The 18,844-nt window shown below is 67.2% G+C and carries 20 protein-coding genes; 8 read left to right on the plus strand and 12 right to left on the minus strand.

Annotation, left to right across the window (positions count from 1 at the left end; all coding sequences use genetic code 11):
* Positions 1 to 14: 14 nt before the first annotated feature.
* Positions 15 to 794, plus strand: coding sequence for a helix-turn-helix domain-containing protein (locus WT24_RS24655; RefSeq protein WP_059505209.1), 780 nt, complete (start codon positions 15 to 17; stop codon positions 792 to 794).
* 28 nt (positions 795 to 822) lie between these two features.
* Here the strand turns inward: WT24_RS24655 and WT24_RS24660 are convergent, their stop codons facing one another.
* The 6 genes from WT24_RS24660 to WT24_RS24685 form a co-directional block, all read right to left on the minus strand.
* The gene (locus WT24_RS24660; RefSeq protein WP_060036124.1) at positions 823 to 1,173 is read right to left on the minus strand and encodes a hypothetical protein; all 351 of its coding nucleotides are present in this window, start codon (positions 1,171 to 1,173) and stop codon (positions 823 to 825) included.
* 152 nt (positions 1,174 to 1,325) lie between these two features.
* Positions 1,326 to 1,565, minus strand: a complete 240-nt coding sequence (locus WT24_RS24665) for a hypothetical protein (RefSeq protein WP_006479066.1) — start codon at positions 1,563 to 1,565, stop codon at positions 1,326 to 1,328.
* A 16-nt stretch (positions 1,566 to 1,581) separates the two neighbouring features.
* Positions 1,582 to 1,872 carry a DUF1488 domain-containing protein gene (locus tag WT24_RS24670; protein WP_034204866.1) on the minus strand — a complete coding sequence of 97 codons (291 nt, stop codon included), beginning with the start codon at positions 1,870 to 1,872 and terminating at the stop codon, positions 1,582 to 1,584.
* Between the two features lie 111 nt (positions 1,873 to 1,983).
* A complete protein-coding gene (locus tag WT24_RS24675) occupies positions 1,984 to 2,382 on the minus strand; it encodes a DUF488 domain-containing protein (protein WP_059505205.1) in 399 nt (132 codons plus the stop codon).
* Positions 2,383 to 2,551: 169 nt separating this feature from the next.
* Positions 2,552 to 3,754 carry an amino acid aminotransferase gene (locus WT24_RS24680; RefSeq protein WP_059505203.1) on the minus strand — a complete coding sequence of 401 codons (1,203 nt, stop codon included), beginning with the start codon at positions 3,752 to 3,754 and terminating at the stop codon, positions 2,552 to 2,554.
* A 46-nt stretch (positions 3,755 to 3,800) separates the two neighbouring features.
* Complete coding sequence (locus WT24_RS24685; RefSeq protein WP_060036125.1) at positions 3,801 to 5,186, minus strand: amino acid permease; 1,386 nt, start codon at positions 5,184 to 5,186, stop codon at positions 3,801 to 3,803.
* A gap of 318 nt (positions 5,187 to 5,504) precedes the next feature.
* Between WT24_RS24685 and WT24_RS24690 the strand changes: the two genes are divergently transcribed.
* Positions 5,505 to 5,978 carry an Lrp/AsnC family transcriptional regulator gene (locus tag WT24_RS24690; RefSeq protein WP_059505199.1) on the plus strand — a complete coding sequence of 158 codons (474 nt, stop codon included), beginning with the start codon at positions 5,505 to 5,507 and terminating at the stop codon, positions 5,976 to 5,978.
* A 27-nt stretch (positions 5,979 to 6,005) separates the two neighbouring features.
* On the opposite strand, the gene WT24_RS24695 is transcribed toward WT24_RS24690, so the two are convergent.
* The gene (locus WT24_RS24695) at positions 6,006 to 6,914 is read right to left on the minus strand and encodes an EamA family transporter (RefSeq protein ID WP_059505197.1); all 909 of its coding nucleotides are present in this window, start codon (positions 6,912 to 6,914) and stop codon (positions 6,006 to 6,008) included.
* Positions 6,915 to 7,251: 337 nt separating this feature from the next.
* Here WT24_RS24695 and WT24_RS24700 point away from each other — a divergent pair, with 337 nt between their 5' ends.
* Entirely contained in the window at positions 7,252 to 8,925 is a 1,674-nt protein-coding gene (locus WT24_RS24700; protein ID WP_059505195.1) for a phospholipase C, read from the plus strand.
* Positions 8,926 to 9,023: 98 nt separating this feature from the next.
* A complete protein-coding gene (locus WT24_RS24705; RefSeq protein ID WP_060036217.1) occupies positions 9,024 to 10,445 on the plus strand; it encodes a cytochrome-c peroxidase in 1,422 nt (473 codons plus the stop codon).
* Positions 10,446 to 10,472: 27 nt separating this feature from the next.
* On the opposite strand, the gene WT24_RS24710 is transcribed toward WT24_RS24705, so the two are convergent.
* From WT24_RS24710 to WT24_RS24730, 5 genes are all read right to left on the minus strand, one after another.
* Positions 10,473 to 11,204 carry a class I SAM-dependent methyltransferase gene (locus WT24_RS24710; protein ID WP_060036126.1) on the minus strand — a complete coding sequence of 244 codons (732 nt, stop codon included), beginning with the start codon at positions 11,202 to 11,204 and terminating at the stop codon, positions 10,473 to 10,475.
* A 77-nt stretch (positions 11,205 to 11,281) separates the two neighbouring features.
* The gene (locus WT24_RS24715; protein WP_060036127.1) at positions 11,282 to 12,592 is read right to left on the minus strand and encodes an FAD-binding oxidoreductase; all 1,311 of its coding nucleotides are present in this window, start codon (positions 12,590 to 12,592) and stop codon (positions 11,282 to 11,284) included.
* Entirely contained in the window at positions 12,589 to 13,344 is a 756-nt protein-coding gene (locus WT24_RS24720; RefSeq protein ID WP_060036128.1) for an amino acid ABC transporter ATP-binding protein, read from the minus strand. The genes WT24_RS24715 and WT24_RS24720 overlap by 4 nt, the downstream gene beginning before the upstream one ends.
* On the minus strand, positions 13,341 to 13,997 hold the full coding sequence (locus WT24_RS24725; protein WP_060036129.1) for an amino acid ABC transporter permease: 657 nt from the start codon (positions 13,995 to 13,997) through the stop codon (positions 13,341 to 13,343). Before WT24_RS24725 ends, WT24_RS24720 begins: the two co-directional genes overlap by 4 nt.
* Before the next feature lie 88 nt (positions 13,998 to 14,085).
* Entirely contained in the window at positions 14,086 to 14,862 is a 777-nt protein-coding gene (locus WT24_RS24730) for an ABC transporter substrate-binding protein (RefSeq protein ID WP_060036130.1), read from the minus strand.
* A 161-nt stretch (positions 14,863 to 15,023) separates the two neighbouring features.
* On the opposite strand from WT24_RS24730, the gene WT24_RS24735 reads away from it, so the two are divergent.
* From WT24_RS24735 to WT24_RS24750, 4 genes are all read left to right on the plus strand, one after another.
* A complete protein-coding gene (locus tag WT24_RS24735) occupies positions 15,024 to 15,815 on the plus strand; it encodes an IclR family transcriptional regulator (RefSeq protein ID WP_060036131.1) in 792 nt (263 codons plus the stop codon).
* 466 nt (positions 15,816 to 16,281) lie between these two features.
* Positions 16,282 to 16,992 (plus strand): GntR family transcriptional regulator, encoded by a 711-nt coding sequence (locus WT24_RS24740; RefSeq protein WP_059789462.1) that lies wholly within the window; start codon positions 16,282 to 16,284, stop codon positions 16,990 to 16,992.
* A 75-nt stretch (positions 16,993 to 17,067) separates the two neighbouring features.
* The gene (locus WT24_RS24745) at positions 17,068 to 17,874 is read left to right on the plus strand and encodes an SDR family oxidoreductase (protein WP_060036132.1); all 807 of its coding nucleotides are present in this window, start codon (positions 17,068 to 17,070) and stop codon (positions 17,872 to 17,874) included.
* A gap of 35 nt (positions 17,875 to 17,909) precedes the next feature.
* Positions 17,910 to 18,842, plus strand: a complete 933-nt coding sequence (locus tag WT24_RS24750) for a 3-keto-5-aminohexanoate cleavage protein (RefSeq protein WP_006482842.1) — start codon at positions 17,910 to 17,912, stop codon at positions 18,840 to 18,842.
* Positions 18,843 to 18,844 lie beyond the last annotated feature (2 nt).

The raw sequence follows: 18,844 nt of genomic DNA on the forward strand, positions 1-18,844 counted from the left end.
AGCCGGAGCGACTCATGTCCACCGCCACCGCCTGCGCCGCCGACGTGTCCGTCGTATCCCGGCCCACGATTGCCCTGCGCCCGGCCGCACGCGCCGACGCCATCAAGCATCCGGCCGCCCGCTGCTCGGCGTGCGCGATGCGCTCGATGTGCCTGCCGCCGCACCTGACGGCCGCCGAATACGGCCGCCTCGACGCGATCATCTGCACGACGCGACAGGTTCGCCAGGGCGACGCGCTGTTTCGCACCGACGATCCGTTCCAGAGCATCTATGCGGTGCGCGCGGGTTCGTTCAAGACGGTGATGATGCATCGCGACGGCCGCGAGCACGTGACGGGCTTCCAGATCGCCGGCGAAACGCTCGGGATGGACGGCATCGGCGGCGGCCAGCACTGCTGCGACGCGATCGCATTGGAAGACAGCGTGGTGTGCATCATTCCGTTCGGCGCGCTCGAAGCCGCGTGCCGCGAAATGAAGCCGATGCAGCACTTCCTCTACCAGATGCTGAGCAGCGAAATCGTCCGCGAATCGAGCCAGATGCTGCTGCTCGGCACGATGTCGGCCGAGCAGCGCGTCGCGCATTTCCTGCTGAACCTGTCGTCGCGGTTCGAGGCGCGCGGCTATTCGGCGACGGAATTCAACCTGCGGATGACGCGCGAGGAAATCGGCTGCTATCTCGGGATGAAGCTCGAAACCGTCAGCCGGATGTTCTCGCGGTTCCATCGCGAAGCGCTCGTCGAAACGCGCGGCAAGCGCGTGCGCATCATCGACGCGCAAGCGCTCGCGCAGGTCTGACGTACGGCGCACGACCGCCGGCGCGGCATTACCGCATCGTGTCGCCCGTTGCCGCGTCGCGCAGCGCCGCCGTTGCGGCGCCCGCCTGCCACGCGATCAACGCCTGCTCGGCCTGCGCGAACGCGCGGCGCAGCGCATCGTCCACGTCGGCGCCGACGCACGGCGGCAGCGATCGGAGCGTCGCGCCGTGCATCGTCAGGTCTAGCCGCACGTCGTACAGACGCACGCCATCGGCCACCATGCGCGATTCGATCGCGAGTTGGCAGCCATCGATCAACGCGCGAAACCGTTCGAGCCGCACCAGTTGCGCGCCGGCTTCGGCTTCGATCGCTTCCGAACCCGTGAATCCGAGACAGGCGATCTGCATGCCCACGCCCATGTCGCCCTCCTGACGGGGCCGCCTGCTCGTCGACCGCCTTGCATGTGCCGGCCGCCTCACGATGGCGCAGCACGTGTTTCCCGTGGCGCGGCGCGCATGTTTCGATCGCGGCCGGCCGATGGCCTGCCCGCGCGTCGCCGGCGCGGAACCGTTCATACGTTGAAGGTCTGCGATGCCTTCATCTCGATCCACGTCATGCCGGCCCGCAACCCTTCGATCATCGCCTCGCGCTCGGTCGGATACGCGTGGCTGTGCTCGAACGTATGATGAAACCGCGCGGCGCCGGCGCCGTGCTCGACCGACACGCGGCAGCGGAACTCGCCCGATTCGCACGGGCGCGTCTCCACTTCGACCGACCAGTCGCGTTCGTGAATGTTGCCCTGCAGTGTCATGCGCCCTCCTGCGGTATCAGCCTTCGAGCCGAAAGTGCCCGCTGTGCAGCAGCACCGGCCGGCCGCCGATTTCCTCGAGCATTCGTCGTGCCATCGCCTCGATGGCCGGCCGGTGCGCGTCGAATGCGCTCAGCAGATCGCGTTCGAGCAGCGACCGCGCGCCGAAATGGTCTTCCAGCGCCTCGGCGGTGACCGCGCACTGGACGCAACGCCCGTCGACCAGCGCGGAAAACGCGACGACCAGGTCGCGCGCGCAGTATTCCGGCGGCTCGGGCGGGAAAGTGATGTGCATCTGTCGGCCTGTCATCGTCGCGATGGCTCCATGACGAGAGCATAGTGGTGCGCGCGACCGCGCGCTTGACCCACGTCAACCGGTTCGCTGCACCGCACGATCGCGGTGCGGCCGCCCGACGCCGCTTCAGCCCGCGTCGGGCTCGATCGCCGCGCCGCGCTCCGCGAGCAGCTCGCGCAGCACGCTGCGGTGGCAACGGCGCTCGTCGTCGCAGTAGCAGCCGATCGAGAGCGCGGTGGTCGCCGACAGCGCGGCCAGCAGGTCCAGCACCTTCGCCGGATCGCCGTGCGCCATCTCCGCGCGGAAGTGGCGCTTGAACGCCTTCCATTCGGCGTCGGTTTCGGCGGCCTGCGCCTGCGCGACGAGCTCGGGGCTCGGCGACAGCGTCGGCAACCATACATCATAGTAGTTGCGCGACGCGAATTCCGCCTTCGGCACGCCGCGCGGCGGCCGCCGCACCGTGCCGATCCGCAGGCCTTCGCCGGCCGCGCGCGGCGTGCCGAGCTGGATGATCCGGATGCCCATGTCGCTCCTCTGCTCCCCTGTCTTGCATACGATCCCGTGATCGTACCGCCGCGTCTGCCCGCGCGTCAGCCGGGCACCGCACATGACGGCCGCCCAACAAAAAACCGGCTGCTCCCGCGACGGGATACAGCCGGTTCCGCATCGTGCGTGGCGCGCCGCCGCGCCGCGTTCAGACGCCGCTCTTCAGCACCTTGCCGATCGCATCCGCGACGATGCCGACGTTCGAGTCGTTCAGGCCCGCGACGCACATCCGGCCCGAGCGCAGGATGTACACGCCGTGCACCTCGCGCAGCGCGTCGACCTGCGATTCGGTCAGGCCCGTATACGTGAACATCCCGCGCTGCTTCACGTAGCGCGTGAGCGCTTCGCCGCTCACGTGGTCGCGCAGGCCGTCGTGGATCGACTGGCGCATCCGCGCGATACGGCGGCACATCGCCGACAGTTCCTCTTCCCACTGCTTGCGCAGCGCCGGCGTGCCGAGCACGGCCGCGACGACCTTCGCGCCGTAGGTTTGCGGGTTACTGTAGTTCGAGCGCACGGCGCCGGCCAGTTGGCCGAGCACGCGGTCGGCCGCGGCCGCGTCTTCGCAGACGACGCTCAGGCCGCCCACGCGCTCGCCGTACAGCGAGAAATTCTTCGAGAACGAATTCGCGACGAGCGTCGGCACGCCGCGGCGGGCCAGCTCGCGCACCGCGAACGCGTCCGCGTCGAGGCCCGCGCCGAAGCCCTGGTACGCCATGTCGACGAACGGCAGCAGCCCGCGCGCCTCGATCACGTCGATCAGCTTCTCCCACTGGCCTTCGTCGAGATCGACGCCGGTCGGGTTATGGCAGCACGCGTGCAGCAGCACGATGCTGCGCGCCGGCAACGCGTCGATCGCCGCGAGCATCGCGTCGAACTTCAGGCCGCCCGTCGCCTCGTCGTAGTACGGGTACGTATTCACCGTGAAGCCGGCGCGCTCGAAGATGAAGCGGTGGTTTTCCCAGCTCGGATCGCTGAGCCACACCTGCGAATCCGGGAAATAGCGCTTCAGGAAATCGGCGCCGACCTTCAGCGCGCCCGAGCCGCCGAGCGTCTGCAGCGTCGCGATGCGGCCGGCCGCGCGGGCCGGGTGATCGGCGCCGAACACCAGCGATTGCACGGCGTCGCGGTACGCGGCCAGGCCGACCATCGGCAGGTACGGCTTCGGGCCGCTGTCGCGCTGCAGCGCGGTTTCGGCTTCGCGCACGGCGCCCATCACCGGAATCCGGCCTTCGGCGTCGAAATAGATGCCGATGCTCAGGTTGACTTTCCGATCGCGCGGATCTTTCTGGAAGTTCTCGTTGAGCGTCAGGATCGGGTCACCCGGGTACGCGTCGATGTGTTCGAACATGGCTTGAGTCGGTCTCGTTTGGAAGAAGGGTCGGTCGTGGCCTGCGTCAGCGTGCGGAAGCGCCGTCGTGCACCGCAAAGCCCGCATTCTTCTGACGGAAGCGATACCCGATCGCGAGCACCGCGAGCCATACCGGGATCAGGTACACCGACAGGCGGAGATCCGGCGTCAGGTACATCACGACGAGAATGCCGGCCATGAATGCCAGGCACAGGTAATTCGTGAAAGGATAGCCCAGACTGCGGAAGGAAGTCTCCTTTCCCGCAGCACGCTTGGCCTGGCGGAACTTCAGGTGGATCAGGCTGATCATCGCCCAGTTGATGATCAGCGCCGACACGACGAGGCCCATCAGCACCTCGAACGCCTTGCCCGGCATGAAGTAGTTGACCAGCACGCACACGCCGGTCGCGAGCGCCGACGCGCCGAGCGCCGCGAGCGGGATGCCGCGCTTGTTCACCGAGCACAGCACCTTCGGCGCGTTGCCCTGCTGCGCGAGGCCGAACAGCATCCGGCTATTGCAGTACACGCCGCTGTTGTAGACCGACAGCGCGGCCGTCAGCACGACGACGTTCAGCACGTTCGCGACCAGGTTGCTGCTCAGCGCGTGGAAGATCAGCACGAACGGGCTGCCGCCGCTGACGACCTTCTCCCACGGATACAGCGACAGCAGCACGGCCAGTGCGCCGATGTAGAAAATCAGGATCCGATAGATGACCTGGTTGGTCGCGCGCGGGATGCTGCGCTTCGGATCGTCGGCCTCGGCCGCGGTGATGCCGACCAGCTCGAGCCCGCCGAACGAGAACATGATCGCGGCCATCGACATCACGAGGCCCGACACGCCGTTCGGGAAGAAGCCGCCGTGCTGCCACAGGTTCCGGACGGTTGCCTCCGGCCCTGCGTGACCGCTCACGAGCAGCCAGCCGCCGAAGCCGATCATCCCGACGATCGCGGCAACCTTGACGATCGAGAACCAGAATTCCGTCTCGCCGTACGACTTCACGCTGGTCAGGTTGATCAGGTTGATCGCGACGAAGAACACGAGCGCCGACACCCAGGTCGGCACGCCCGGCCACCAGTACTGCACGTAGATCCCGACGGCCGACAGTTCGGCCATGCTGACGAGGATGTACAGCACCCAGTAATTCCAGCCGGACAGGAAGCCGGTGAAGTGGCCGAAGTACTTGTTCGCGAAATAGCTGAACGACCCCGCGACGGGCTCGTCGACCACCATCTCGCCGAGCTGGCGCATGATGAAGAACGCAACGATGCCGGCCACCGCATAGCCGAGCAGCACGGACGGGCCGGCCATCTTGATCGTCTGCGCGATGCCGAGGAACAGCCCCGTGCCGAGCGCGCCGCCGAGCGCAATCAGCTGGATGTGCCGGTTCTTCAGCCCGCGCTTCAGGCCGTCGCTCTCGTTTCCAGAAACCATGTCTTCTCCACTCTGTCCGCCCCCGCCTGACGCGGTGCGGCGCGCCTCGGTGTGCCGGGCGCTGTTTTGCTGTGCCGGCGGCCGTTCGTGGAGCCGCCGAGTTGGGGGACTGCAATCCTCGCGCGGGGCGTCCGATTCGCGTCGGCGGGCGGCCAGATCGACCGCCGACTCGTTGCCCGCGCCGCATTGCTGCGGCCGCACACGAAAATCCGGCGTCAGTTTAGCGTTGCGACGGCGAAATCGGGTTGCGTAACCCGCTCATGCAAACCCTACATTATGAGATAAGATTGCATCCAGGAGACAGATGAGGAAACAAAAATGCCTGAACCGGTCCTCGATCGCATCGATCGCCATTTGCTGTCGGTGTTGCAGGAGAATGGCCGCGCGTCGAACCTCGACCTGGCGAAGGCGGTCGGCCTGTCGCCCGCGCAGACCTTGCGACGCCACCGCCGGCTGGAGGAGATCGGCGCGATCCGCCGTTACGAAACGCGGCTGTGCCCCGATACGCTCGGGTTCGGCGTCACCGCGTTCGTGCACGTGACGATGGAGCGCGGCCATATCCGCGATTTGTCGAAGTTCCAGAAACTCGTGTCGGACCTCGCGCAGATTCAGGAATGCTTCTCGGTGACGGGCGACATCGACTATGTGCTGAAGGTCGTCGCGCACGATCTGAAAGGGCTATCGCGCTTCCTGCTCGAAACGCTGATGCGCATTCCCGGCGTGAGCGGCGTGCATTCGAGCGTGTGCCTCGACGAGATCAAGTGCACGAGCGCGATGCCGGTGGAAGGCTGACACGCCCGGCGCGCGGGGCCGATGCGTTCAGCTCGCCGCCTCGAACGCACCGATCAGCAACGCTCCCGCTGCAATCACCGCGCAACCGGCCGCCCGGCGCGGCGTCAGCCGCTCGCCGAGATAGACGCGCGCGATCAGCGCCGCGAACACCACGCTCGTCTCCCGCAGCGCCGATACCGGCCCCATCGGCGCGCGATCCATCGCCCAGATCACGATGCCGTAGGCGAGCGCCGCGAACACGCCGCCGCATGCGGCCTTCGCCGTCTCGCCGACCTCCTGCGTCAACCGCAGCGGCCCCGCCCGCAGCCGGTAGTACGCGGCCATCAGCGCGCCCGTCAGCACGAACATCCACGCGGTATAGCCGACCGTGCTGCCGCTCTCGCGCACCCCGATCCCGTCGACCACGCTGTACGCCGCGATCGACACGCCGGTCGCGAACGCGGTCGGCAGCACCTGCATCATCCGGTGTTGCGCGCCGCGCCGGCGTTCCAGCCCGATCGCCATGATCCCTGCGCAGATCAGCACGAGCCCGCATTGCGCGCCGATGTTCAGGCGCTCGCCCGCAAACGCCGCCGCGCCGAGCGTGACGAGCAGCGGCGCCGTGCCGCGCGCGACGGGATACGCGACGCTCAGGTCGCCGTGTTCGTACGCACGAACGAGCAGCAGCGTATAGACGACGTGGATCACGGCCGATGCGACGACGCAGAGCCAACTCGCCGGCGCGATCGGCACGGCAGCCGGCAGGAACAGCAGCGCGAACAGCCCGATCGCGATCTGCAGCACCGTGGCCGAACGCAGCCGGTCGCCGCTGCTGCGCACCAGCGCATTCCATGACGCGTGCAGGAACGCCGCACACAGAACGGCGAACAGAACGGGGATCGGCACGCTGAACACTCCCTGACGGTCGAAGGCGCGCGATGCGCGGCAGGCGTTCATCGTATGAATGCGTCACCGGATTGTCAAAAAAGCGACCGACGGCCCGCCGTAAAGGATTCGGCTGCCTGCCCCGGTCGCCCGCCCTGCAACGCGTGCGCCGCACGCGACCCCATGTGACGCGGCGGTTGCCGGCGATCCACCCCTTTCCGTTCTCTTTCGCCTCGCACCGCGGCGTAATGGAATCGATACCACAGCGCAACCGTCGCGAAAACACTCCGTCCCCATATCTTCATACGCAGCTGTTCCAATGCGCGTGCTCCCTCACGAGCTTCGCGCCGAACCGACACGGCGACGGGGCCGTTCTCCACCATCGAAGACCTTACCCTGGAGTTTCCCGATGTTCCGTCAAGCCTTGCTCGTCACTGCCTGCGCAGCCGCAGCGCTGGCGCTGTTCGCCTGCGGCGGCAGCGACGATTCCACGCCGACGCCCGCCGTGTCGTCGCAGGATGCGCTGCAGACCGCCACGCCGATCAAGCACGTCGTCGTGATCTACGGCGAAAACATCTCGTTCGACCACTACTTCGGCACCTATCCGAACGCGACGAACCCGTCGGGCGAACCGGCGTTCACCGCGAAACCCGGCACGCCGACGCCGAACGGCCTGACGGGCACGCTGCTCACCGCGAACCCGAACTTCACGAACACGGCCAACGGCACCGATGCGGCGAACCCGTTCCGCCTCGACCGCACGCAGGCCGCGACGGCGGACCAGAACCACGCCTACACCGCCGAACAGCAGGCCGAAGACAACGGCCTCGCGGACCTGTTCCCGAAATACACGGGCAAGGGCTCGTCCGGCGGCGCCGGCGCGTTCGGCACGAAGGGCCAGGTGATGGGCTACTTCGACGGCAACACGGTGACCGCGCTGTGGAACTACGCGCAGCGCTTCGCGATGAGCGACAACACGTACACGACGGTCTACGGTCCGTCGACGCCGGGCGCACTGAACGTCGTGGCGGGTCAGACCAACGGGATGCAGATCGTCAAGACGTCGAAGCAGCCGTCGACGCTCGCCGCCAGCTCGTACTACATCAACGACGGCCAGGGCGGCTTCACGATGATCAACGACGTCGACCCGGGCTTCGACGTGTGTTCGAGCACGACCGACCAGGCGATGATGACCGGCAAGAACATCGGCGACCTGCTGAACGCCGCGAAGATCACGTGGGGCGGCTTCATGGGCGGCTTCAACCTGTCGACGACGAACGGCAACGGCACGACGGGCTGCGCGCGCAGCACGGTCGCCACCGCCGTAAACGCCGCGACGGCCGACTACATTCCGCACCACAACTGGTTCCAGTACTACGCGTCGACCGCGAACCCGCAGCACACGCGCCCGAGCTCGATCGCGGCGATCGGTTCGAGCGTCGAGACCGACGGCAAGACCCCCGAACCGGCGAACCATCAGTACGACACGGACGACTTCTTCGCCGCCGTGAAGGCCGGCAACTTCCCGTCGGTCAGCTACCTGAAGGCGCCGGCCGCGCAGGACGGGCATGCGGGCTATTCGGATCCGCTCGACGAGCAGGCGTTCGTGACGAAGGTCGTCAACTTCCTGCAGCAGCAACCGGACTGGCAGAACACGGCCGTGATCGTCACCTATGACGACTCGGACGGCTGGTACGACCACGTGTACACGTCGCCCACGCATGCGTCGTCGGACCCGGTCGATCAGCTCAACGGCGCCGGCAAGTGCGGCACGGGCGGCACCACCGGCGTGAACGGCGCGACCGTGAACGGCCGCTGCGGCCCGGGCGTGCGCATTCCGCTGGTCGTGATCTCGCCGTATGCGAAGCAGAACTACGTCGATCACACGATGCTCGACCAGTCGTCCGTCGTGCGCTTCATCGAGGACAACTGGCTCGGCGGCCAGCGTATCGGCGGCGGCTCGTTCGATGCGACGGCGGGCGACCTGCGCAACCTGTTCGACTTCACGTCGAAGCCGAACACGACGCCGCTCTATCTCGACCCGACGCTCGGTACCGTATTGAGCGCCGCACCGTCGATCTGACCGTCGCGGCCTGACCGCATGGCCGGCGCATGCAGATGCGCCGGCCGTTTCCATTTCAACGCGCCGCGTTGCGCGACACCCGTTTTTCGACCGACAGCATGACAGCTCGCCCCGCGTTTCCGTCTCCCGATGCCGCCGGCACGCCCGCGCCGCGTGCCCCTTCCCGCCTGCTGCGCCGCGCCGCATTCGTGCTCGGCACGGCCGCGATCGGCTATGGCGCGTTCGCTATCGCGTTTCCCGCGCGGGTACCCGCGGCGATCGGCGCCGTGGTCGCCGACTGGACCGGCGCGAACCCGCACCCGGTCGTGCTGCAACGGCCCGCCGTGCAGCCGCTGTCGGCGGTCGCCCAGCTCGGGCGCGCGCTGTTCCACGATCCGTCGCTGTCGGCGTCGGGCAAGCAGTCGTGTGCGTCGTGTCACAGCCCCGATCATGCGTACGGCCCGCCGAATGCGCTCGACGTGCAGCCGGGCGGCCTCGCGATGACGCAGCAGGGCTATCGTCCGCCGCCGTCGCTGATGTATCTGTACCGCCAGCCGAATTTCAGCATCGGCCCCGATGCCGGGGAAAACGACGCCGCGCCGAGCGTCGCGCAGCAGGCCACGGCGGCGGCCGGTGTCGTCAAGGCGCAGAAGGTGGCCGGCACGTCGGCCGCGCCTCAGCTCGTGCCGCAGGGCGGGCTGTTCTGGGACGGCCGCGCCGATACGCTGCAGCAACAGGCGTTCGGCCCGCTGCTGAATCCGGTCGAAATGGCGAACGCGAGCATCGACGACGTCGCGCACAAGCTCGCGCAGTCGTCGCATCGCGCGCAACTGGAACAATTGTTCGGCGCGCGCGTATTCGACAGCCCGCAGCTCGCGGTGTCGGAGGCGATGTTCGCGATCGCGCGCTATCAGGTCGAGGATCCGTCCTTCCATCCGTACGACAGCAAGTACGACCGCTGGCTCGAAGGCCGCGCGCGTCTCACGCAGGCCGAACTGCGCGGGCTGCGCCTGTTCAACGATCCGGACAAGGCGAATTGCGCCGGCTGTCATTTGTCGAAACCCGGCAAGGACGGGCTGCCGCCGATGTTTACCGACTACCAGTACGAGGCGCTCGGCGCGCCGCGCAACCGCGCGCTCGCGCAGAACCGCAACCCCGCGTTCTACGATCTCGGCGTGTGCGGGCCGTTCCGCGACGACCTGAAGGACCAGACCCAGTACTGCGGGATGTTCCTGACGCCGACGCTGCGCAATTCGGCGACGCGCCACGTGTTCTTCCACAACGGCGTGTTCCACACGCTCGACGAGGTGATGGCGTTCTACAACGAGCGCAGCATCTCGCCGCAGAAGTTTTATTCGCGCGGCGCGGACGGCAAGGTCGACGAATACGACGACATTCCGCCGAAATATCGTGCGAACGTCGACGTGACCGATGCGCCTTTCGATCGCAAGCCCGGCGACAAGCCCGCGATGACGGCGCAGGACATCAAGGATATCGAAGCGTTTCTCGGCACGCTGACGGACGCGCCGGCGCAGCACTGAGCGCTTGCCGGGGGGGGGCGTGCCGCGTCAGCGGCGCGCGCGAATGCACAGGAAGGCCGGCGCCAGCGACAACTCCGCATGGAGCCGTTCGGATACGGCTTTCATCTCCGGCAGCGGCGTCGGTTCGACGAAGCGGTCGAGCCGCCAGCCGCTGTCGGCGACCGCGTTCAGGATGTCGGCGAGCGGCCGCCGCCACGCTTCGACGTACGGCTTCGGCTCGCCGAACCCCGACCAGTGGAAGCCGAAGCGCGACGTGTCGAAGTAGGTGCCGTCGCCGCGTGTGCGTTCGTCCATCCAGTCGCGCATCGGATGCGCCATCGAGAACACGAGCGTTCCGCCCGGACGCGCGACGCGCCGGAATTCGCGCAGCGTCGGCGCGAGGTCGCGCACGTAGTCGAGCGCGAGCGAGCACAGCACCTTGTCGACCGACGCGTCGGGCAGCCACGCGAGCGGCGCTTCGAGGTCGCCTTCCGTGACGTCGACCGCCAGCCCCGCGCAACACGTTCGCGCCAGCGCGACCATCTCCGGCGTCACGTCGAATGCGTGCACGGTCGCGCCGCGACCGGCGAGATGCGCGCTGCAGATGCCGGGCCCGCAGCCGGCGTCGAGCACCGTCAGGCCATCGACGTCGCCGAGCAGCGCCATCGTTGCCGGACGCTCGTAGAGCGCGTTGTGCGCCTTCGTCGGCGCGATGTCCGCGTAGCGTTGCGCGAAGCTCGCGTACGCGCGGCGGCCGGTCGATTCGTTCGGTTCGGTCATGCGGCATCCGTCGGTCGAAACTGGGCAGGCCGATTCTGCCCGATCGGACGACGGATGGCGACTGCCGTTGCGCGTCGTCAGGACAGGCTGTCGAGCAACCGATACCAGGCGACCCCGGCCGCGATATAGAAGCGCTGCAGCCCGTGCAACGGAATCGGCCGGATCGGCGTGACGCGGAGCGGCAGCGGCAGTCGCGCATCGCCCGACACATGCGCGGCCAGATGCTTGCCGAGCGTCGTCGCCATCGCGATGCCGCGGCCGTTGTAGCCGAGCGCGATCGTCACGCCCGGCGCGGGCTCGTGCACGTGCGGCAGGAAATCCGCGGTGATCGCGACGCGCCCCGCCCAGCGGTATTCGAACCGGACGCCCTTCAGTTGCGGATACAACAGCGTCGTCGCACGTTCGAGGTGACGCCAGTCGCTCGGCGCGCGCGGGTCGGCGAACGGGCCGCGGCCGCCCATCAGCAAGCGCCCGGCCGCGTCGCGGCGGAAGTACAGCAGCAGACGCCGCGCATCCGATGCGACTTCGCCACCGGCGAGGATGTCGCGGCCAAGCGCCGGCGCGAGCGGTTGCGTCGCGACGATGAAGCTGTTCGCGGCGATCACCGACTGGCGCAAGCCGGGCCACAGCCCGTCCGTGTAGCCGTTGGTCGCGATCACCACGCGCTCGGCCGACAGCGTCGCACCGCCGGACGTCGCGATCCGCCAGCGGCCGTCGGCACGTGTCAGCCCGACGGCACGGGTCGAGCCGTGCACGACCGCCCCGCTCGCCTGCACGGCGCGCACGAGGCCGCGCGTATAGCTGAGCGGCTGCACGCTGCCCGCGCGGCGATCGATCCAGCCGCCCGCATACGCCCGCGTGCCGAGCCGTCGCGCGACGTCGTCGCGGCCGAGCACGTCGACCGGCGCGCCGCGCGCGGCCCACTGCTGCGCACGGCGTGCGACCGTGTCGAGCATCGCGGCGGTCGGTGCCGGCTGGATCCAGCCGTGACGGCGCGCATCGCAGTCGATTCCGTGGCGCGCGATCAGGTCGAACACGGTATCGGCGGCACCGCCGACGATGCCGGCAAGCTGCTCGCCGGCCTCGTCGCCGAACCGGCGAATGAGTTCGTCCGGGTCGTATTTCAGCCCGGGAATCACTTGCCCGCCGTTACGGCCCGATGCGCCCCAGCCCGGCTGCGCGCCGTCGATCACGCGGACGTTCGCGCCGCGCTCGGCCAGGTGAAGTGCGGTCGACAAACCCGTGAATCCGGCGCCGACGATCGCCACGTCGCACGACGCGGACGCGTCGAGCGCGGGCGTATCGGGCGCCGGGGCGGCAGTCGCCGCCCACAGCGAATCCGGCCACCGTGCGTCGGGCCATCCGGGTGTCGCGTTCGTTGCGCTCATGTTCGATCCGGGTTGTCCGCGCCGTCCGACGCCAGCAGGCGACGCAGGAATTCCTGCGTGCGGGGATGGGTCGGCTGCGTGAGCACCTCGCGCGCCGGTCCGCTTTCGCAGATGGTCCCGTCGTGCAGGAAACACACGCGATCGGCCACCTCGCGCGCGAATGCCATTTCGTGCGTGACGACCACCATGGTCATCCCGTCGCGGGCAAGCCCGCGCATCACGCCGAGCACTTCGCCGACGAGCTCGGGGTCGAGCGCCGACGTCGGTTCGTCGAACAGGATCGCCTGCGGCTCCATCGCGAGCGCGCGTGCGATCGCGACGCGCTGCTGCTGGCCGCCCGACAGTTCCGACGGATACGCGTTCATCCGGTGCGACAGCCCCACCTTGTCGAGCAGCGCGCGGGCCTGTTCGCGCGCCTGCGCGGCCGGCCTCCGTCGGACGTGCACGGGCCCTTCCATCACGTTCTCGAGCGCCGTCCGGTGCGCGAACAGGTTGAAGCGCTGGAATACCATGCCGACCCGCATCCGCAATTCGTGGATCCGTTTCGAATGCGCGTCGACCTTCACGCCGTCGATCGTGATCGACCCTTCGTCGTACGTCTCGAAACCGTTGATACAGCGCAGCACGGTCGACTTGCCGGACCCGGACGGCCCGATCAGGCACACGACTTCGCCCGGCTGCACGTCGAGGCTCACGCCCTTCAGCACCGCGTGCTGCTGAAACCGCTTGTGTATCGAATCGATCCGGATCATGCGCCTCTCCTCAGTGCGAGCCGCTTGCCGAGCCGGTTCACGCCGAACATCAGCGGCAGGCCGAGCGCGAGATACAGCAGCGCGACGAGCGTGTAGACGCTCATGTTCTGGAACGTCGACGACGCGATCAGCTGGCCGGCGCGCGTGATTTCCGCGACCGTGATCGTCGACGCGACAGACGAATCCTTCAGCAGCATCACCAGCGTGTTGCCGTACGGCGGCAGCGCGATGCGAAACGCCTGCGGCAATACCACGCGCCGCATGATCATCGGGCCGCGCATGCCGATCGCGTGCGCGGCTTCGATCTGGCCGCGGTCGATCGCCTCGATGCCCGCGCGGAAATTCTCGGCCTGATACGCCGAATAGGCGATGCCGAGGCCGAGCACGCCGGCCTGGAACGCCGACAGCTGCACGCCGAGATCGGGCAGCACGAAGTACATGTAGAACAGCTGCACGATGATGGGCAGCCCGCGGATCACGTTGACGATCGCGCTGCCGGCCGTCGAGACGGCGCGATTGCGCGACACCTTCAGCAGCGCGAGAATCAGCCCGAGCACCGAGCTGAGCACGAACGCGCATGCGGTGATCTCGATCGTGACCACCGCACCCTTCAACAGGATCGGCAGGAAATCGATCGCGTTCTGAAAAAACATGAGGTCTCCTATGCGATGGCCGGACGCTCCGTCGCCGCGGATTCCCGCGACGCGCCGGCAACGCCGGTCGGGAATCGGATGCCGACGCTCAGCTCATGTGCCACTTCTGCAGGATCTGCTGCAGCGTGCCATCGCTCTTCATCTTGCGGATCGCGCCGTTGAGCTGTTCGAGCGTCGCGGTGTCGCCCTTGCGCACGATGAAGCAGACCTGCCCCTTCACGACGCTCTGGTATTCGGGCACGAGCCGCACCTGGCGATTGACGCCGTGCTCGATCTGGTACGCGACGATCGGCTGATCGGCGAAGCCGGCCTTGATGCGCCCGAGCGCGACGTCGCGCATGATGTCGGCAATCGAATCGTAGGTCCGGACTTCCTTGAAGATGCCCTTCTTGTTGAGCGCATCGACGAACGCCGTGCCGACCTGCGCGCCGACCACCTGGCCCTTGAAATTGTCCATCGACGTATAGCGGCCCGGATCGTCGGCCTTCACGATCAGGCCTTCGCCGAACGAGTAGACGGTGTCGGAGAAATCGACGACCTGCTGGCGCGCCGGCGTCTTCAGCATCGCGGCCGAGATGACGTCGATCTTCTGCGTGGTGAGCGACGGGATCAGCGCCGAGAACACGGTCTGCTGCACGTCGATGCGAAACCCGGCCGACTTCCCGGCCGCGGTGATCGCATCGACCATCATCCCCTGGATCGAATTGCTCTTGACGTCGAGAAACGTGAACGGCACGCCGGTGGCCGTCGCGCCGACCTTCAGCGTGGGCTCGGCCGCCACGGCGCTCGCCGATGCCGTGGACAGTGCGATGCAGGTGGCGAAACCGGCGGCCAATGCGCCGAACCGCTTGATGAACGGAACCATGGTGACTCCTTCTCGAATAATCCGGGGCGCCGGCCGGTCGCTGATCGACACTGCGACGATGGTTTGATCTTAAAACGAATCAAAAACATCGCAAATAGATTTTTGCGTATCGATATTCGATACGCTATGATGCGATATCGAATCGATCCCGCCCCGCCGCCATGGAAACGTCGTCCGACCAAGCAAACGATCTGCTGTTCAACCAGTCGCTGGAAAAAGGGCTGAACGTGCTGCGCGCGTTCAGCGCGAAGCGGCGCACGATGACGCTGGCGGAAGTAGCCGACGCGGCGGGGATGACGAAAAGCTCCGCGCAGCGGATGGTCTATACGCTCGAGAAGCTCGGCTACATCCGCAAGCATCCGCTCACCCGGCGCTACCAGCTCACGCCGCACGTGATGCGGATCGGCTTCAACTATCTCGCGGCCGATACGTTGATCGATGTCGCGAATCCGTTCCTGTCCGAGCTCACGAACCTGACCGGCGAAACCACCAACCTCACCGAGCCGGACGAGGATGAAATGGTGTACGTCGCGCGTTTCGTGTCGACGAAGTTCGTGCCGATCCACATGCCGATCGGCAGCCGTATCCCGATGTACTGCACCGGCTCCGGCCGCGCGTTCCTGAGTGCGTTGCCGCCGGAAGAAGCACGTGTGCGGCTGGACGGCATGGCGCGCACGCCGCATACGCCGCGCACGGTCACGGCGCTCGACGATCTCGTCGCGCTGCTCGACGGCGCGCGGCGCGAAGGCTACGCGACCAACCAGGAAGAACTGTTCATCGGCGACATGTCGATCGCGGCGCCCGTGCTCGGCAGCCAGGGGCAGCCGGTCGCGGCCGTGCACGTGGTCGCGCCGACGAGCCGCTGGACGTTCGACGACGCGCGCCGCAAGCTCGCGCCGGCGGTAATCGACTGCGCGCGCGGAATCAGCAATTCGATCCGGACGCTTGAATAGCGTCGACGAAACGGCCATATAACTCATCCTCACCGCGCATGTGTTGCTCCATCGCTCTGTCGAATTCGGACTGTTGACGTTCTTCTCGACGTATCCACCTATCACTTTCGCGACGCGTTCACCGGAATTTGCCGGGTCGTAGATTCGCTGGGATGCCGCCCACGCAACGGCAAATGATGGTCGTTTCACTTTGGCTCCTTGTCGTTGAAATGAATCCGACTCGAGGAACGCATCGAAAACTCGCGACAGCTCTCCGAGTACCTTCGAGTCCTCGAATCAGGGGGCATGATGCGCGATTGAAATACTTTTGTAAGGATGGCGACTTTCCAGGTGCCGATCCTTCTTCTGCTTCACCCCCTCGTTTTCCCCGATCCCGTTCGACTTGACTCCTGCGCACCGATCGACAAAACTTCGCCCATCGCCAGTGTGATCACAGATCGCAGATCAAACCCAGGAGAACCCCGCCTTGCCGCCTCGTATCGTCCCGCCCGCACTGAAAGCCATCGAACAGGAAACGATGGCCGACAAGGTCTACCAGCAATTGCGCGAAGCGCTGATGAGCGGCCGCTTCGCGCCTGGCCAGGCGCTGAGCCTGCGCAGCGTCGCGGAGGCGGTCGGCTCGTCGACGATGCCCGTGCGCGCCGCACTCACGCGGCTGCGCGCCGAACGCGCATTGGTCGACGGCCCGAACCGCGCGCTCGTCGTCCCGCCGATGACGCTCGACACGCTCGACGAGCTGCGCGACGTGCGGATCGCGCTCGAAGGCTGCATCGCCGAGCGCGCGTGCGCACGGATGACCGATACGCAGATCGCGGCCGTGCGCAAGACCTGCGAGACGATGCAGGCGCACGTCGAGGCCGGCCGCTCGCGCGCCTACCTGCAAAGCAATTTTGCGTTCCACAGCGCGATCTACGCGCACGGCGCCAGCGAAAACACGCTCGCGATCGTCGAGAACCTGTGGATGCGCGTCGGCCCGTTCCTCAACATGGTCGCGCTCGACATCCCGCACATGCGGCGCTCAATGGACGCGCACCGCGCGATCGTCGATGCGCTCGAACGGCGCGACGGCGCCGGCGTGCGAGCCGGCATCGCGCTAGACATCGGCGGGGCCGCACACGATCTCGCCGAGACGCTGCGGGCCGAACAGACGCCGCGAACCGCGAACGCGAAGCCGTAGCGGCCGCTTGCCACGGCCGGCCTTTGCACGAGCGGCCGGCCACCCCTACTAGATCAACGATGGAGACAACCCGGCATGACAGCTTCCGACCTGCTGAAACCCTATGACGGCCTGCGCGTCCTCGTGACGGGCGGCGCGTCGGGCATCGGTCTCGAAATCGCCCGCGCGTTCGCCGAATGCGGCGCGCGCGTGCACGTGTGCGATGCGTCGCAAGCCGCGATCGCGGCGCTCGCCGATCGGCCGCCGCACGCCGCGACGAGCGCGATCAGCGCAACGTTGGCCGACGTATCCGATCCGGCGGCGGTCGACCGTGTGTTCGCCGACATATCGGCCACGCTCGGCGGCCTCGACGTGCTCGTCAACAACGCGGGCATCGCCGGCCCGACCGGCGGTATCGACGAAATCGACCCCGCTCAATGGGAACAAACGGTCGCGATCAACCTGAATGCGCAATTCCAGTTCGCGCGCCGTGCGGTGCCGCTGCTGCGCGAATCGAAACACGGCGGCGCGATCATTGCGCTGTCGTCGGTTGCCGGCCGGCTCGGCTACGCGTTCCGCACGCCGTATGCGGCCACCAAATGGGCGGTAGTCGGCCTCGTGAAGAGCCTCGCGATCGAACTCGGGCCGCTCGGCATCCGCGTGAACGCGATCCAGCCCGGCATCGTGCGCGGCCCGCGGATGCGCCGCGTGATCGAGGCGCGTGCACAGCAGCTCGGCATCGGCTACGACGAGATGGAGAAGCGCTATCTCGAGAAGATCTCGCTGCGGCGCATGACCGATCCGGCCGAGATCGCCGCGACCGCGCTGTTCCTGTGCTCGCCGGGCGGACACGGGATCACCGGGCAGGCGATCTCCGTCTGCGGCAACGTCGAAGTGCTCTGACGCCTCCTGCATCGCTCGTCGAAAGGAATCCATCCATGGCAAACGCTCGCAAAGTCATCATCACCTGTGCGCCAACCGGCGCGATCCACACGCCGTCGATGTCGCCGTACCTGCCCGTGACGCCGCACGAAATCGAAACGGCCGCGGTCGCGGCCGCGCAGGCCGGCGCGGCGATCCTCCACTTGCACGCACGCAACCCGTCCGACGGCAAACCGACGCAGGATCCGGCCGTGTTCGCCGAATTCCTGCCGCGCATCAAGGCGCAGACCGACGCGGTGATCAACCTCACGTCGGGCGGCAGCCCGCACATGACGGTCGACGAACGGCTGCAGCCCGCGCTGCATTTCCAACCCGAGGTCGCGTCGTTGAACATGGGTTCGATGAACTTCGGGCTGTACCCGATGCTCGAGCGCTTCCGCGAGCTGAAGCATCCGTGGGAGCGCGAACATCTCGAGAAAAGCCGCGATCTCGTGTTCAAGAACACGTTCGCCGACATCGAGACGATCCTCACGCGCTGCGGCGCGAACGGCACGCGTTTCGAATTCGAGTGCTACGACATCTCGCATCTGTACAACCTCGCGCACTTCGTCGATCGCGGGCTGGCGAAGCCGCCGTTCTTCGTGCAAAGCGTGTTCGGCCTGCTGGGCGGGATCGGCGCGCATCCGGAGGACCTGATGCACATGCGCCGGACGGCCGACCGTCTGTTCGGCAGCGATTACGTGTGGTCGATCCTCGGCGCCGGGCGCAACCAGATTCCGCTCGCGACGATCGGCGCGGCGCAGGGTGCGAACGTACGCGTCGGGCTCGAGGATTCGCTGTGGATCGCGCCGGGCAAGCTCGCGGAATCGAGCGCCGCGCAAGTCCTGAAAATGCGTCAGGTGCTCGAAGGCCTGTCGCTCGAGATCGCGACGCCGGCCGAGGCGCGCGCGATGCTCGCACTCAAGGGCGGCGACGCGGTGAATTTCTGAAT

Origin of the sequence: Burkholderia sp. MSMB1078WGS (assembly GCF_001528895.1) — a bacterium.
Taxonomy (GTDB): Bacteria; Pseudomonadota; Gammaproteobacteria; order Burkholderiales; family Burkholderiaceae; genus Burkholderia.